The sequence below is a fragment of the Rhizobium sp. L1K21 genome (assembly GCF_024055895.1).
Lineage (GTDB): Bacteria > Pseudomonadota > Alphaproteobacteria > Rhizobiales > Rhizobiaceae > Ensifer_A.
This window is the reverse complement of sequence record NZ_JAMXLE010000001.1, coordinates 694,944-709,527: the sequence shown is the minus strand read 5'-3', so window position 1 is coordinate 709,527 and position 14,584 is coordinate 694,944. Positions and strand designations below refer to the sequence as shown.

General features: G+C 57.4%; 13 protein-coding genes. 2 read left to right on the top strand and 11 right to left on the bottom strand.

Annotated features, from left to right (window positions below; translation table 11 throughout):
* Positions 1–7: 7 nt before the first annotated feature.
* From NHF56_RS03360 to hemP, 4 genes are read right to left on the bottom strand one after another with little or no spacing between them, the layout of a single operon-like run.
* Positions 8–1,099: a FecCD family ABC transporter permease gene (locus NHF56_RS03360; protein ID WP_373456242.1), complete on the bottom strand. Its 1,092-nt coding sequence runs from the start codon at positions 1,097–1,099 to the stop codon at positions 8–10.
* A complete protein-coding gene (locus NHF56_RS03355; RefSeq protein WP_373456283.1) occupies positions 1,096–1,971 on the bottom strand; it encodes a hemin ABC transporter substrate-binding protein in 876 nt (291 codons plus the stop codon). The genes NHF56_RS03360 and NHF56_RS03355 overlap by 4 nt, the downstream gene beginning before the upstream one ends.
* 7 nt (positions 1,972–1,978) lie before the next feature.
* Positions 1,979–3,031, bottom strand: a complete 1,053-nt coding sequence (locus tag NHF56_RS03350) for a hemin-degrading factor (RefSeq protein WP_252801554.1) — start codon at positions 3,029–3,031, stop codon at positions 1,979–1,981.
* Positions 3,032–3,043: 12 nt separating this feature from the next.
* Positions 3,044–3,175 carry a hemin uptake protein HemP gene (gene hemP / locus NHF56_RS03345; protein WP_252804819.1) on the bottom strand — a complete coding sequence of 44 codons (132 nt, stop codon included), beginning with the start codon at positions 3,173–3,175 and terminating at the stop codon, positions 3,044–3,046.
* A gap of 230 nt (positions 3,176–3,405) precedes the next feature.
* On the opposite strand from hemP, the gene NHF56_RS03340 reads away from it, so the two are divergent.
* Entirely contained in the window at positions 3,406–5,556 is a 2,151-nt protein-coding gene (locus tag NHF56_RS03340) for a TonB-dependent hemoglobin/transferrin/lactoferrin family receptor (protein WP_252801553.1), read from the top strand.
* Positions 5,557–5,601: 45 nt separating this feature from the next.
* Here NHF56_RS03340 and NHF56_RS03335 read toward each other — a convergent pair whose 3' ends face one another.
* The 6 genes from NHF56_RS03335 to NHF56_RS03310 all read right to left on the bottom strand — a co-directional run bounded on the left by NHF56_RS03335 (position 5,602) and on the right by NHF56_RS03310 (position 12,131).
* The gene (locus tag NHF56_RS03335) at positions 5,602–6,402 is read right to left on the bottom strand and encodes a crotonase/enoyl-CoA hydratase family protein (protein WP_252804817.1); all 801 of its coding nucleotides are present in this window, start codon (positions 6,400–6,402) and stop codon (positions 5,602–5,604) included.
* Positions 6,403–6,552: 150 nt separating this feature from the next.
* Complete coding sequence (locus NHF56_RS03330; RefSeq protein WP_252801552.1) at positions 6,553–8,400, bottom strand: alpha/beta fold hydrolase; 1,848 nt, start codon at positions 8,398–8,400, stop codon at positions 6,553–6,555.
* Positions 8,400–9,290: a branched-chain amino acid ABC transporter permease gene (locus NHF56_RS03325; RefSeq protein ID WP_252801551.1), complete on the bottom strand. Its 891-nt coding sequence runs from the start codon at positions 9,288–9,290 to the stop codon at positions 8,400–8,402. Before NHF56_RS03325 ends, NHF56_RS03330 begins: the two co-directional genes overlap by 1 nt.
* Positions 9,290–10,072 (bottom strand): ABC transporter ATP-binding protein, encoded by a 783-nt coding sequence (locus tag NHF56_RS03320; RefSeq protein WP_252801550.1) that lies wholly within the window; start codon positions 10,070–10,072, stop codon positions 9,290–9,292. Before NHF56_RS03320 ends, NHF56_RS03325 begins: the two co-directional genes overlap by 1 nt.
* Positions 10,069–10,800, bottom strand: a complete 732-nt coding sequence (locus NHF56_RS03315) for an ABC transporter ATP-binding protein (RefSeq protein WP_252801548.1) — start codon at positions 10,798–10,800, stop codon at positions 10,069–10,071. The genes NHF56_RS03320 and NHF56_RS03315 overlap by 4 nt, the downstream gene beginning before the upstream one ends.
* Before the next feature lie 80 nt (positions 10,801–10,880).
* Positions 10,881–12,131 (bottom strand): ABC transporter substrate-binding protein, encoded by a 1,251-nt coding sequence (locus NHF56_RS03310; RefSeq protein WP_252801547.1) that lies wholly within the window; start codon positions 12,129–12,131, stop codon positions 10,881–10,883.
* 107 nt (positions 12,132–12,238) lie between these two features.
* Here NHF56_RS03310 and NHF56_RS03305 point away from each other — a divergent pair, with 107 nt between their 5' ends.
* Positions 12,239–12,958: a LuxR family transcriptional regulator gene (locus tag NHF56_RS03305; RefSeq protein WP_252801546.1), complete on the top strand. Its 720-nt coding sequence runs from the start codon at positions 12,239–12,241 to the stop codon at positions 12,956–12,958.
* An 88-nt stretch (positions 12,959–13,046) separates the two neighbouring features.
* On the opposite strand, the gene NHF56_RS03300 is transcribed toward NHF56_RS03305, so the two are convergent.
* Positions 13,047–14,579, bottom strand: coding sequence for a tripartite tricarboxylate transporter permease (locus tag NHF56_RS03300; protein ID WP_252801544.1), 1,533 nt, complete (start codon positions 14,577–14,579; stop codon positions 13,047–13,049).
* Positions 14,580–14,584: the final 5 nt, after the last annotated feature.

Here is a 14,584-nt window from a genome sequence, read left to right as displayed (position 1 = left end):
CTTCCTTTCAAAAGTCGAGAACGCTGCGCCGCCGCAACAGGATCCACAAGAAGAAGGGCGCACCGCCAAGTGCCGTGATGATGCCAATCGGCAATTCGGCGGGCGCGAGCAGCGTCCGCGCCACGGCATCGGCGAGCACCAGCAGAATGGCGCCGAGAAGCGCTGCGCCCGGCAGCAGGAACCGATGATCCGGTCCGATGGAAAGCCTGAGAATATGCGGCACGACGATCCCGACAAAACCGATACCGCCACTCACCGCCACTGCCGTACCAGTCATTGCTGCAACGATGACGACCGCCGTCGCCTTCATGCGCTCGACCGGAACGCCCATATGCCCGGCAGCCGCCTCACCAAGCGCAAGCGCGTTGAGCCCGGCAGCCATGAACGGCAGCACGGTCATCGAGACGGCCAGCACGCCAGCCAGTGTTGCAATCTTCAGCCAATTGGCACCGCCCAGCGAACCGAGCAGCCAGAAATTCAGATCGCGCAGCTGCCGGTCATCGGCCATGAAGAAGAGTATGCCGGTGGCAGACTGCGCAAGCGCACCCAAAGCAATGCCCGCCAACAGCATGGTGGCAATTGAGGTACGACCCTTTCGTGTCGCCAGTTGATAAAGAAGCCCGGTCGTCAAAAGACCGCCAATAAAGGCCGCGAGCGGCAGCGCCAGGAAATTAGCCGTCACAATCTGCGGCAGCGCAATCGCCCCGCCCAGGACGATGATGGTGGCAGCACCGAGACCCGAGCCGGCTGAGACCCCGGCCAACCCAGGATCAGCAAGCGGATTGCGGAATATGCCCTGCATGACAGCGCCTGAAACGGCAAGGCATGCTCCCACCAGCGCGCCCATGACGACGCGCGGCAGACGAATTTGCTGGATGATGAGGATTTCCCGCGGCGCAACCGCATCACTTCCCGACAGGCCCAGCCAATAGCGAATGACATTGCCGACTGAGGCGCTCGACGCGCCCGCCGTCAGCGACATGCCCATGCCGATGACAAGCAGAACGCCGAGGCCGCAGAGCGTGAGAACAGCGACTGCCTCGCGCGATATAAACCCGCCGAGCATTGAGCCTTCTCCGGTCTCGACCACACCGCTCATGGATTGGCCTCGGTTGATTGCATCGCAAATTTCTCGTGCAGCGTTGCAATCGCATCGGCCGTGCGGGGTCCGAATCCCAGAAGATACATGCCATCCATGCGAATGAGTCGGCCCGCCTTGCCGGCTGGCGTTTCGGACACGGCGGCATTGGCAAGGATCGCCTCGTCGGGAAGCGAATGATCGCCCCTGCCATTCATCATCAGGATCACGTCGGGGGCGGCTTCAATCACGGCTTCATTGCTTACCGGCTTATAGCCGGAAAGCGAGGCCATCACGTTCTCGCCGCCCGCGAGCTTGATAATCCCGTCAGCATGCGTGTCGCGACCGGCGGCCATGATCCGGCCGTTCTGAAGCGAGAGGATAAACAGGACCCGTGTTTTGGCGCCTTCTGCAGAAGCGGCTTCCATCGCACGGTCGAGATCAGTCTTCACCTTCGCGGCAAGGGATTCTGCCTTGGCTTCAACACCAAGCGCGGTCCCCACAGCCTCGATTTTCCGCACGATCGCATCCCGATCAAAGCCCTCGGGTATTTCGACAAAAGGAACACCGGCAGATTTCAGCGTTTCAAGGGCATCAGGCGGCCCGGCACCCTCCAGGCTGAGGATGAGGTCGGGATTGAGAGACAGAATGCCCTCCGGCGAGAGCGCACGGATATAGCCGGTATCCGGCAGCTTCAGCGCCTCCGGCGGATAGATGCTGGTGGAATCACGCCCAATCAGCCGCCCCTCTTCACCGAGCGCATAGACAATCTCGGTAACCGAGCCACCAACAGCAACAATGCGTTGGGCATCCTTGTTTCCCTCCGCAAATGCGGCAGGCATGGTCAATAGAAACGCTGCAATTGTGATTGCGAGTTTGGTGAACCTCATCATCATGCCCTCACGCTGCCTTGGACGTGGCAAGGCGCGGAAGGTTCTCGACGATTGCACGCCACTCGACCCGCTCGTCCTGCCCTTCGATCCGCTTGCCGAAAAACTGAATGACGAGATTTCCATCCGCATCATAAGCTTCCAGGGAGGTAACATGCCCCTTGTCCGTTGGCTTGCGCACCGCCCATATTTCAGCCAACCGGTCGTTGCGCAAATGCATGTGGAATGTCTCGTCCATCACATTCAACCACGGCCCCATGGCCTTGGTCGTCTTGATCGGTCCGGAGTGAATTTGAATGCAGCCCTGGTTACCGATAAAGCACATGATCGGAACGGCAATCTCGGCGACCTGCTCCATCAGAAGCGCGACAGCGTCGTGATCGAGCCGCCATGCGAAATCATCACCGATGGTCGATAGAGCCGCCAAACGCGAGATCTTGAGCTTGCGGAGAATGCCCACGAACTGGTGCGTATCCGTCATGGCCTCCCAGCGCTCGCGCAATTCGGTGTGCGGAACGGCAGCGTCGTTTTCATAAACCTCCAGCACGGATGCTGATGTCTGAAGAGAACTCGATTGATTTGCCAGCGCAAGTTCACCGGCCAGCGCACGCCATGCCTCAACATTGCTGGCCGGGCGAAGATGGATCTTGTGAACGGCATCGCCCGCAGCATCGAAGAACTGAAAACTGCGCTTGACGGCATCACCGGCTGCCATCTCTACAGCAAAACCGAAAACCCAATGTTTGGGGAACATGCGCATGTCGATCAACTCGCCCAGCATCATGGCTGCATGCTTGCCCTGAATATAGCGGTCATAAACGCCGATTTTCTCATGAACGGCACTCTCGTTGCGGGTCAAAGCCAGCACCTCCCCGAGAGCTTCCAGACGCGGGAAGATCAGCTCGAAATCCGTCGCGATCCGCGTGGCACCATGTCCAAGCCAAGCGGCGACATATTCAGCTTCGGATATGCCGAAATGCTTGGCAATTTCGCGCTCACGCATCTTCGGATTATCGAGCTTGAACTGACGGATATGTTCGGCGTTCACCATAGCGGCGGTCATAGAAAGGCTCTCCTATTTATTAAGGATAAGCTTGCCCTGTCGCGTGATCTTCAGCCGATAGAATTCGCCATTGTGTTCAATGACGATTTCCTTTCGGCCTTTGAACAGGGACATACTGGAGAGAACCGAACCTTCAACCTTCATGACTGGCTCCAGCGCCTGCGACTTTTCGATCTCGTTTGCCATCGCAAATAAGGGACTTTGCTTTTCCGATTGCCTGGCTTGCCGGAGCTGGCTTGGCGTTTTAAATTCAATACTTGACTGCTATATTCATATTAAATAGGAGACGCAATACATGAGTTAAAAAATCATGTTTAGAACGTGCAAGCCAGCCTCCTCTGCCAGCCAGCGCTTATATGGGATAGGAGAGTAAAATGGGGCTTGTTAAATCCCGGCAGAAGGTTCTGCTGGCGTGCGTTGCATTTGTGGCTGCCGGCGGGGCGCTGGCACAGGATGCCGTGGACAATTCTAACGCATCACAGAAAAAGGGACGCGTCACGCAGCTCGAACGCATCGTCGTGGGTGCAGGCGTGGAGAAAGTGGCTATCGATACGCCGCAATCGGTCAGCGTTATCGACCAGCAGGAAATCGACACCATACAGCCTGAAACCGTGGGCGACATCATCAGGAACATTCCGGGCGTCAACACCAGCGGCTCGGACCGCATGTTCGGCCAGAGCTTCAATATTCGCGGCATTGGCGCGCCCGAAAGCGCTGGTGAAGAAGGCCGGATCATCGTCAATGTCGATGGCGTCAGCAAATTCTACGAGCAATATCGCCTTGGCAGCTTCTTCTCAGACCCCGAACTCTACAAGCAGGTGGAAGTGCTTCGTGGACCGGCATCGTCCACACTCTACGGCTCCGGTGCATTGGGCGGTGTCATAAACTTCGCCACAAAGGATGCTTCTGATTTTCTCGAAGGCGATGAACAAGGTGCCCTGAAGCTCAAGAGCACCTATTCCTCCAACGGCAACGCCATTCTGGAAAACTTCGTGCTGGTCCAGAAAATCAGCCCTGATGTCGATGTGCTCTTCAGCGGCAATTACCGCAAGGCCAACAACTATCACACCGGCGACGGCACCGTTGTCCGCTCCTCCTTCTACAACACCTGGTCGGGCCTTGCGAAAGTGACCGCGAATGTGGGCGATGAAGGAAAATTGGGCGTCTCCTATCAGCATTGGGATTCCGATGCCAACGATCAGGATTATGCCCAGACCGGAACCAGTGAGAGCTTCGGCACTGTCGACCGGCACATCATCGACGACACCTTTATCGTCTCGTATGAAAATCCTTTCACCGACAGCGATCTGCTCGACCTGAAAGTGTCTGCGTCTTATTCCAACACGCTGAACAAGCAGCGCGATGCTAGCGGCAATCCCACAGCGCGTCTGACCTGCGCAACCAGCACGCTCTTCTGCGATTCCGATTACGGCTACAAGGCGTTTCAGCTCAACATCCAGAACACGTCTGAGACCCATGGCGACGGTTGGGATAACTATCTCACCTATGGTTGGCAGTTTGCGCACCAGACCCGCACTGCCGACATCCTGACATCGACGAGCGGCGTGAACTTCCACCCGGAGGGAACCGACCTCAGAAACGGCATTTTCGTGCAGAACGAATTTGTCTGGAACGATGTGTTCACCGTCATCCCGGGCGCACGTTTCGACTGGAGAACGCTTTCGCCGGCATCCTCCACCGGTTTGAAATCCGATTTCAACGACACGGCCTTTTCGCCAAAGATTGCGGCCCACTACAAGATCACGGACAACTTCGCGCTGTTCGGCTCCTTTGCGCACACAGAACGCTTCCCGACCATCGACGAAGTATTCTCCACCGGTGCAAGCCGCTCCACATTCGACCCCAGCCTCGGGTTGAAGAAGGAAAAGTCGGACAACTGGGAACTCGGCTTTGCACTGTCGGGCAACGACCTTCTGCAGACCAACGACAGCGCGCAGTTGAAGACCACGTTCTTCCACAACAACGTGAAGAACCTGATTGCACTTAACCCGGCACTCAAGTCAGGTTACAACCGCGGTGTTCAAGGTTACGTCAACCTTGACCGGGCACGCTTCTACGGCATCGAAGTTGAGGCAGCCTATGATTCGGACTATGTGTTCGCGTCTGCCGCCTACACCCACATCATCGGCAAGAATCTTTCCGACAACAGCTTCCTGCCGTCAGTCGCTCCTGATGAGCTGGCGCTGACGCTCGGTGGTCGCGTCCCGGATTACGATCTCGAATTCGGCATCAAATCCCGCTTCATTGCCGGACCGCAGGATGCGTGCCGCAACGCCACAACGACGGTCTCTTGCACAGGCGGATCATCAAGCCGCTTCTCCAGGCCGTTCAACACCCAGGATATCTTCCTGACCTGGACCCCAAGCCAGGGGCAGATGAAGGGCTGGCAGGCACAGTTCGGCATCGATAACGTGTTCAATCAGAACTACAAGGAGTTCCTGAACAACGATTACTCGAAGGGCCGCACCTTCAAGGTCAGCCTGTCGAAGAAATTCGGCTGGTAAATATCAAAGCCGGTCCCGGACAATTTCCGGGGCCGGCAAAAACAATTATGCCTTCGGCTTTACGCGCGCCGCTGTCTTATTGGCAAAGGCCTCCAACCGGCCACGCGAAGCAGGCTGCGTGTTGACAATACCTGCAACGACAGCCTCCGCATAAGAGGCATCCAGAGCCGACATGTTCTGCATATGAGAAATCGCCGAGCAGATGGCGAAATTGGAAAGCGGCGGGTTCTGTGCAGCGGCCTTCGCAAGTTCCAGCGCCTTGTCCTCACTGCTGCCATCGACGAGATATTGGCAAAGCCCGACCTGCATCGCCTCCTCGCCCTTGTAGATGCGACCCGTCAGCATCATGTCGATCATCCGGGCCTTACCGATGAGGTCAGCCACACGGATGGTGGCCCCTCCCCCGGTAAACAGACCGCGTTGACCTTCGGGAAGCGCAAAATAAGTCGAGTGATCCGCAACGCGGATATGCGCGGACGAGGCAAGCTCCAGCCCGCCGCCAACCACAGCGCCATGCAGCGCTGCAATCACCGGAACGCCGGAATATTCCATCTTGTTGAACGCCTCGTGCCAGCGCAGACACACATGCATGAAATCGGCGGCACTGCGGTCTTCCTGATAATGCTCGATCAGGTCCAGCCCGGCACAGAAGTGGTCGCCCGCAGCTCTGAGAACAACGGCGCCCACGCCTGAACGTGGCAAGAGCGAAAACAGCGCAATCAGCTCTTCGATTGTGTCGGCATTCAAAGCATTGCGCTTTTCGGGACGGTTCAGCGTCACCAGCGCGACGTTCTCCTCCATCTCCACCGCCAAATTCTCAAGGTTCAGCGCCTCAATTCTGTTCATCGTGCTTCTCTCATCGTCATTTTCAGGATCATCATTTTGCAAGCCGCGCATCGAAACCTCCTCCGCGCGCTTCCTGCAAAATGCCTGAACCTGTAGGAGCATATGCCGGTGGCGATGTCACCTGCCACGCGCAAAATTTCGCATTTTTGCTCAAGCTCCGGCGAAAAGGGAAACAATCGCCTTGTTGAATTCGTCCGGCTTGTTGAAGAACGGCGCATGTTTGCCATCCTCGATCTCGATCAGAACATGCGGCCAGTCTTCAGCCGATGAGAGGCGGCGAATGTAATCGTGATTGAGGAACGGGTCGTTGTCGCCATTGACGATGGCAAATGGAAACGCATTCTCCCAAAGACGACGCATCTGGCGGGGCCAGTTCACGATGGCAAGCTTGGTCATCATATAGGCCCGTGCACGCCCGTCCGTGCGCGGCAGGTTGCGATGCATGAAGGCACTTTCAGCCGACTTCGGCGCTGTCGCCGAACTCGCATAATCATAACTCTCCTGCGCAGTGAAAAACTGTTTGCCCGACAGAATAAGGTGCGAACTCGCATCATACCCATCTGCGAAATCATCCGGCACGACAGTCAGCGGTGACGTGCCAGCAATCGCAAGTCCCAGAATTTTGACATTCTCCCGCGCCGCCAGCTCAAGCGCCACATAGCCGCCAAGCGACCAGCCGAAAACATAGGCCTGCGAAACACCCCTGTCGGCCAGCACGGATTCGGCCACTTCAGCATAGGCCACTGCATTATAGGTGGTCTCGGGATCGGCATTGGAAGAGACACCGTGACCGGGAAGGTCAAACGCAATCAGTCGGAAGCGATCCTTCAACGCGGCATACTGTTTGTAGAATGCTTCCTTGCAAGCCGAATTGCCGTGGATCAGCAGAAGCGCCGGCAGATTGCCGCCGCTGTCGGAGATCGCCGTCAGGCCATGCAGGGTCCGGATATAGCTCTCTTTCGCGCCGCTCATCATGGCTTCGCGCGCCGTCTTGCCCCGCTTTCGCCGGTAGGTCGCCGTGACACCGGTTCTCACCCCATCGACCTTCTCGCGCAGCTCCTGAATAAAAGCCCACAGCCCACCTGGATAAAACACCACCACGAGTATGATGATGAGGCCCATGATGATTTCGCGCCAGGGTCCGAGATCAACAAGCAGTTCGGAAAGAAAGGTGATCAAGAAGGCCGCGGCAATCGGCCCCCACAAGGTTGCAGCTCCGCCAACGAGAAGAATGGACAGAATGGTCGTCAGAAACCCGGTGCCATAAACATCAGGCGACGCAACGCGCACATAGGAACCGTAGAATCCCCCAGCAATTCCAGTGAAAAGCGCGCTCGCCGCCAGAGTGAGAACGCGCGTGCGGGCTTCGGAGACACCGCGGGCGATGGCGAAGAACTTGTTGTCGCGAAGAGCAACAGCTGCTCGCCCGAGACGCGAGCGCGTGATTGCATAGAGAAACGCTGTCGAGATGACGAGAAGCGCAAGCGCCGTATAATAATACCCGATCTTGCCGTCACGGATGAACGGGTATTTGCCGATTTTCAGACCCGGAAGAGAGACGACGCCCGATGTGCCACCGGTGAAATCCGACTGACTGACCGTGATCTGGTAGAGTAGCTGACTGACGGCAATGGTGACGAGGATGACGTAGATCCCGTCAAGCCGTAGAACCGGCAATGCAATGGCAACGGCCAGAATAATCGCCGCCGCGCCCGCCAGCACCAGCGCAAGCCAGGGCGAAACCGCGAGAAACTTCGTCGTCAGGGCATAGGTATAAAGACCGACCGCAAAGAGTGCGCCATGCGCGAAATTGAAGAGACCGCCAAAGCCCAGGCTGAAATCCCAGCTGGACGCCACGATGGCATACATGAAAGCCAGAATGAGCAGATGACGCGTGTAACTGTCACTGATCACGAAAGGCGCAACAGCGGCCAGCGCAATGAGAATGAGCGTCGGCCACAGGCCATTGGTGCGGTGAAAGGGAGGATCGTAACGCATCAGACAGACCTTTGCCGCCGGCCAAACAGCCCTTCAGGCTTGGCGACCAGAACGGCAATCATGAGAATGAAGAGAACGGCAGGCGTCCAGTAGAGGCCCACATAATAGGTCGCGAACGCCTCGATGAGGCCCACAAGGAAGGCCGCATAGATGGGCGAGGTAAACCGCGCCACGCCGCCCAGAATAACCACCACCAACGCCTTTTGCAGCGGATCGTCGCCAAGGTTCGGCGTCATGAACCGAATGGAGCCGATGAACACACCTGCAAGCCCGGCCAGAGACGCCGCAAGACCGAAAGTGGCCGCATAAAGCAGTGGCACATTGAGCCCCATCAGCTGGGCGGCTTCACGGTTTTGCGCCACCGCCCGCATGGAGCGGCCAAGCGGCGAGCGCAATAAAAACCAGCCAAGCCCGGCAAGCGCTGCCGCAACAACAACAACCATAACGGCTTCATTGGCGCTGATGCGGAAAAGGCCGAACGCGATATCACCGCTCACCGGCAGCGATATCTGCTTGGAACGCGGCCCCCAGATGACATTAATGACGTTCACAAGGATAGTCGCTCCAGCGAGCGTCGTGATGACGGTCAGGAGCACGATATTGGGCTTGCGCTCAAACGGCTTGATCAGCAGGAACTGGAAGACCACGCCAAGCACGAACATGCCCAGGACCGCCACAATGGCACCGGCCCAGAACCCCAAGCCAAAACCATCGGGATTGCCGACCTGCCAGGCAATATAGGCGCCCATCACAATGAAAGCGCCATGCGCAAAATTGAAAATGCCGAGCGTTGTCCAGACCAGCGCCAGACCAAAAGCCATCAACGAATACAAGACGCCGAGAACCAGCCCGCCAGTAAGAACCGAAACGAAGGTGGACGCATCCATCATCACTGCACCCTCCTGCCAAACAGTTCGGCCATCAGCGTTTCATGATCGGGAATGTCCGATTGGCTGAGCCGACGCGAGATTGATCCGTGGTCGAACACATTGAGCGTGCCGACAAGATCGCGCAGAAATTCCACATCCTGATCAACGAGGATGATTGGCACACCGCTTTCACGGATCGTATGAACCGCACCGGCCAGCTCCAGCCGCAATTTCGGCGAAAGCCCGAGCGTCGGCTCATCCAGAATGAGAAGCTTCGGCGCTGCCAACAATCCGCAGGCCATGGAAAGCATTTGCCGTTCACCGCCGGAGAGAAAGCGGGACTTGGAATGCATGCGCTCCTTCAACCGGGGAAAGAGCTGCAACACGGACCCCTCATCCGATTCACGTCCGCCAGCCAAGGCAGGGGCCGGCGCAATCGAGAGGATTTCGGCAACCGTCATATCGGGAAACAAGGTGGAGCCCTGCGCCACATGAATGAGGCCGGCGCGCGCCACCCGCTTCGGGTCCATGCGCCGCCGCACCAGCACATCATAATTGAGATTGCGTGAGCGCCGCGTCTTGCGCTCGCCTTCTGCAGCCAGATCCTCACCTTCAAACACGATGCGTCCGGCCCAGGGATCGATAATGCCGCTCAGCGTCTTCATCAGCGTGGTCTTTCCATGCCCATTCGGCCCGAAAAAGCCAACACAGGCCCCACGCTCAACGCTCAAGGTCACATCCTTGAAAATCTGCACAGGTTCATAACCGCCGCTCAAGCCGATGACGTCCAGAAGTGCGGTCATTGTTTCTTCCCCAGATAGGCTTCCACAACCAGTGGATTGGCAATCACCTCGTCGGGCAGGCCGTTGGCGATCAGTTCGCCCTGATTGAGAACGGCAAGCCTGTCGGAAACCGCCGTCAGCAGCGGCAAGACATGCTCAATCAGCAGGATCGTCATACCTGCACCCTTCAGCTTCAGGATCAGGGACTGGATGCGCGCAATCTCATGCGGCGTGAGGCTGGAGGCGGGCTCGTCCAGCAGCAAAACCTTTGGCTTCAGCGCTAGAGCGGAGGCAATCATCACCAGCTTGCGCAGGAAAACAGGCAGCGCACCGGCAGGCGTGTTGTGAAGCGTTGCGGGAAAATCGGCCAGTTCCAGCGCCTCTTCCGCAGCCTTCACATTATCGGTAAAGCCGCGTGCCGTACGCGCGTTTTCGGTCGTCACCAGCACATTGTCGATGGCACTCAGCGATGCAAAGACATTCTCGCGCTGAAAGGTGCGCGCCACACCATTGCGGGCGATTTCGTGCGGCTTCATGGTCAGGATGTTCCTGCCCTGAAGAAGCGCCGTTCCCTTGTCCGCGCCGAAAGGCACCTTGGTCACGATGTTGAAAAATGTGCTCTTGCCGCTGCCGTTCGGTCCCGCAATGCCCAAAATCTTCCCCTCATCCACCGTGAGGCTGAGATTTTTGACCGCATGAATACCGCCGAACGACTTCGACAAGCCTTGAACTTCAAAAAAGGCCGACAACGAAAATCTCCGTGACAGATCAAGCGTTGGCCACGCAATTCCGTGGGTGAAACTGCGTGGCCTCTCATGTTGGCAAACGGTTACTTCTTGATCCACGGCGGCGGCGTGAAGGAACCGTTGGCATATTTTGCCGGGCCAACGAGAATGCGTTTGCCGTCTTCGATCTGCCAGAAAGAGGTCGGCACATAGTCATTGCCGATCAAAGCGATATGCGTCTTGGGGTCGAACTTCACGATACCGGCAACGGTTTCCTTTTCCATCGCACCAATCGCCTTGCCGATGGCTTCGTGGTCGCTTGCATCGCCCACCTGCTTCAGCGCGTCGAAATACATGTTCGCCATTTCATAAAGGCCAACACCATAAGCACCGCTTTCGATGCCGAACTTGTCCTTGTATTCGGCAAGCAGCTTCTGCGCACGCGGCCATTTCGGGCTATCCAGCGGACCGCCGATTAGGTTGTAGAGAACACCGTTGGACTGCTCACCCGTCAGCGTCAAGAATTCCGGCACGGACGGCGCATATTGCAGGAACATGATGCTGTTGGTCGGGTCTTCCAGGAACTGCTTGAGGAAGAGTGCGGAATTGCCCGGCAGATAGTCTGTATTGATCACCAGGTTCGGCTTGGTCTCGCGTACCTTGGTGAGGATGGAGCGCCAGTCGGACACTTCGCCAAACGGCACGATTTCATCCACGGTGATGTTCCAGCCGTCCGCCGCAAACACCTGCTTCATGCCTTCCGAAATGCCCTTGGAATACGGGTTGTCGGAAGAAATGATGGCAACCGTCTTGTCGGAAATATCCGCCTTTCCGTCTGCGGCAAATTCCTTCACCACCGGCAGAAGATCGGTCACGTATCCTGCAAAATCTGCGGTGTAGGACCAGCAGCACCAATAGTCTTCCGGCGCCTGGCTAACGATCGCTGCAACGGCCGGCGAAGGCCCTGCCGAGAGATAAGGAATGCCATATTCCTTGAAGAGATCGACCTCGAACATGGAGAGGTTTGCATAGCCGGTCAGCACCACTTCAACGCCGTCAGTGCCGGCCAGACGCTCGACCGCGCTGGTCACATTGGCCGCAGAGCCGTCTTTGACGTCCGCCGTCATCACTTCGAATGTGTATCCGGCGACCCCACCGGCAGCATTGGCCTCTTCCACCGCCCAGGTCACGCCATTGACGAATTCCTGGCCGTCGGAAGCACTCGGCCCGGTCAAAGGAGCCAGCACACCGATCTTGATCGTCTCGGCATAACTGGCGCTGGCGGCCAGAACAGAAAGCACTGTTCCCCCTGCAAGGCCGATGAGAGATTGCGAAAATTTGAACGTCACAGCCATTTTGATCCCCTGTCTGCAATTATCGGTCTATTGTAAGGGAGCAAAATTCGGGGTTAGAACTATCAAACTTTATAAAAATGGCCCGTTTTGGCCGTGTGGGAACGAAAATGACAAGCCTGAGCATGACCGACGATCCGACGGCAGCCGAATCCATGGGCGAGCTGCTTTCGCTGGCCTCAACTTTCACGCGCAAAATGGGTTGCGACTATTTCGGCTACCTGATCACCCGCCTGCCCGACGGGCGGACGCCGGACGAAGACATTTTCATCAGCAACTACCCGGATGAGTGGCTGGATCGCTACCGCGCCCGCAGCTACAAGTTCTATGATCCGGTGGTGACGATATCGCGTCGGTCGCGCCTGCCCTTCTTCTGGGGCGAGCGCGGTTTCCTTCGCCCGTACAGAAAAGCCGAGCGTCACGTTTTTCACGAAGCGAGCGAGTACAGAATTCTGGAAGGTTATGGCATTCCGGCAGCGGGACCGGAGGGCGACGCCGGCATATTTTCCGTCACGCTTTCCAACCGTAATCTGGTTCACGATGTGGTGGAAGAGGAAACAGCGCGTTTGCAGCTTTTCTCAGCCCAATTTCACGACGCCGCAATTCGCCTGGCTTTCGGGCAGGAGCGCCGCGAAGCGCCTGAACTGACGAAACGGGAAAAGGAAGTTCTGTCGTGGACGGCAGATGGTTATTCCAGTGAAGCGGTCGCCGCCCGTCTTGGACTGACAGCATCGGCGGTCAATTATCACATCACCAATGCCTGCCGGAAACTCGGTGCCAGCAACAAGATTCAGGCTGTCGCCCTTACCATCCGCCGCAACCTGATCTGAAGATAAAAAAAAAGGTGTGCGGCGGACTGTTATGCCCAAACGCACACCCGAAGCGTTGCTTCAAGCACATCTGCATGCGCAGCTGTGCTCAGTCACCCTCTGCCACTTCATCGTTGACTTGAGGTACAGGGCGGAAATAACGGCCGACAATGATCGGCAGGACGAAGCCCGCAATACCGAGCGCCCAAAGGCCGATTGCCAAGGGTGAACCCACCAGGACCGACCAGTCGCCATCCGAAATCGTGATCGCACGGCGAAGGTTCACTTCCATCGCATTGCCGAGCAGCACGCCCATGATGACCGGCACCAGCGGAACATCATACTTGCGCAAGACCCAGCCAAGCAGGCCAAACAGGATCATCACGATCAAATCAAACGTCGATCCGGAGATGCCGTAAATGCCGACAAAGGAAATCATCGCCACCGTCGGCATGAGATATTTTGTCGGGATCAGCAGAACACGCACGAAGATCGAAACCATCGGCAGGTTCAGCACCAGAAGCATGACATTGCCGATGAAGAGCGCTGCAATGAGGCCCCAGACCACATCCGGCTGCTGGGTGAAAAGCAGCGGGCCAGGCGTAATATTGAGCGCCATCAGCATGGCAAGCAGAACAGCTGTCGTTCCAGAGCCCGGAACGCCGAGTGCCAGCATCGGCACCAGCGCGCCACCGGCAGCGGCGTTATTACCGGCCTCCGGTGCCGCGACGCCGCGCGGATCGCCCTTGCCGAATGTGCCCTTCTTGTCGTTCAGCCGCTTTTCAAAAGCATAGGCCAGGAACGAACCGAGCGATGCACCGGCACCGGGCAAGACACCGGCAATAAAACCGATGATCGTTCCCCGACCCATGCTGCCGGATGTTTCCTTCAACATGGAAGCCGGCGGCGTAACCCGGCCAAGCTGCATCTTTCCTTCGCTCGCGCCGTCATTGTCGCCACGATGCTCAAGAAAGACAAAAACTTCCGACAGCGCAAAAAGACCAACAATGGCGATCAGGAAGTCGATACCATCATAGAGGTGGACTTCCCCGAAGGTAAGACGCGGCACGCCCGTCTGACCGTCAACCCCGATCATGGCAATGCCGAGACCAAGAGCGGCGGCAAAAGCGGCCTTGCCCTGGTTGCGGCTTGCCACACCGCCGAGGGTCGCAAAGGCCAGGAAGTAGAGCGCGAAATATTCCGCAGGTCCAAAAAGCAACGCCACGTTGACGAGCTGCGGTGCCAGAAAGACCAGGCCCCAGGTGGCAACGAATGCGCCCACAAACGAGGCAATGCCCGAAAGCGCAAGCGCCTCGCCGGCCTGCCCGTTCCTGGCCATCGGATAGCCGTCGAGCGTGGTCATCATCGCCGGTTCGTCACCTGGAATGCCAAGCAGAATGGACGAGATACGTCCACCATACATCGCCCCGTAATAGACCGACGTCAGAAGGATCAGCGCAGAGGTGGCGGGAAGGCCGAGCGTGAAGGCAAGCGGAATGAGGATCGCCACGCCGTTCGACGGCCCAAGCCCCGGCAAGGCACCGATGATGGTGCCGAGAAAACAGCCGAGCAGCGCCAGAGCAAGGTTCTGCCATGTGAGCGCGATGAGAAAGCCATCGCCAAGATTTGCCAAAGTATCCATCGATC

What these genes read in the sequence shown, in the direction of transcription:
- NHF56_RS03360 (WP_373456242.1), bottom strand. Translation starts at nt 1,099, where the DNA reads ATGAGCGGTGTGGTCGAGACCGGAGAAGGCTCAATGCTCGGCGGGTTT.
- NHF56_RS03355 (WP_373456283.1), bottom strand. Translation starts at nt 1,971, where the DNA reads ATGATGAGGTTCACCAAACTCGCAATCACAATTGCAGCGTTTCTATTG.
- NHF56_RS03350 (WP_252801554.1), bottom strand. Translation starts at nt 3,031, where the DNA reads ATGACCGCCGCTATGGTGAACGCCGAACATATCCGTCAGTTCAAGCTC.
- hemP (WP_252804819.1), bottom strand. Translation starts at nt 3,175, where the DNA reads ATGAAGGTTGAAGGTTCGGTTCTCTCCAGTATGTCCCTGTTCAAAGGC.
- NHF56_RS03340 (WP_252801553.1), top strand. Translation starts at nt 3,406, where the DNA reads ATGGGGCTTGTTAAATCCCGGCAGAAGGTTCTGCTGGCGTGCGTTGCA.
- NHF56_RS03335 (WP_252804817.1), bottom strand. Translation starts at nt 6,402, where the DNA reads ATGAACAGAATTGAGGCGCTGAACCTTGAGAATTTGGCGGTGGAGATG.
- NHF56_RS03330 (WP_252801552.1), bottom strand. Translation starts at nt 8,400, where the DNA reads ATGCGTTACGATCCTCCCTTTCACCGCACCAATGGCCTGTGGCCGACG.
- NHF56_RS03325 (WP_252801551.1), bottom strand. Translation starts at nt 9,290, where the DNA reads ATGATGGATGCGTCCACCTTCGTTTCGGTTCTTACTGGCGGGCTGGTT.
- NHF56_RS03320 (WP_252801550.1), bottom strand. Translation starts at nt 10,072, where the DNA reads ATGACCGCACTTCTGGACGTCATCGGCTTGAGCGGCGGTTATGAACCT.
- NHF56_RS03310 (WP_252801547.1), bottom strand. Translation starts at nt 12,131, where the DNA reads ATGGCTGTGACGTTCAAATTTTCGCAATCTCTCATCGGCCTTGCAGGG.
- NHF56_RS03305 (WP_252801546.1), top strand. Translation starts at nt 12,239, where the DNA reads ATGACAAGCCTGAGCATGACCGACGATCCGACGGCAGCCGAATCCATG.
- NHF56_RS03300 (WP_252801544.1), bottom strand. Translation starts at nt 14,579, where the DNA reads ATGGATACTTTGGCAAATCTTGGCGATGGCTTTCTCATCGCGCTCACA.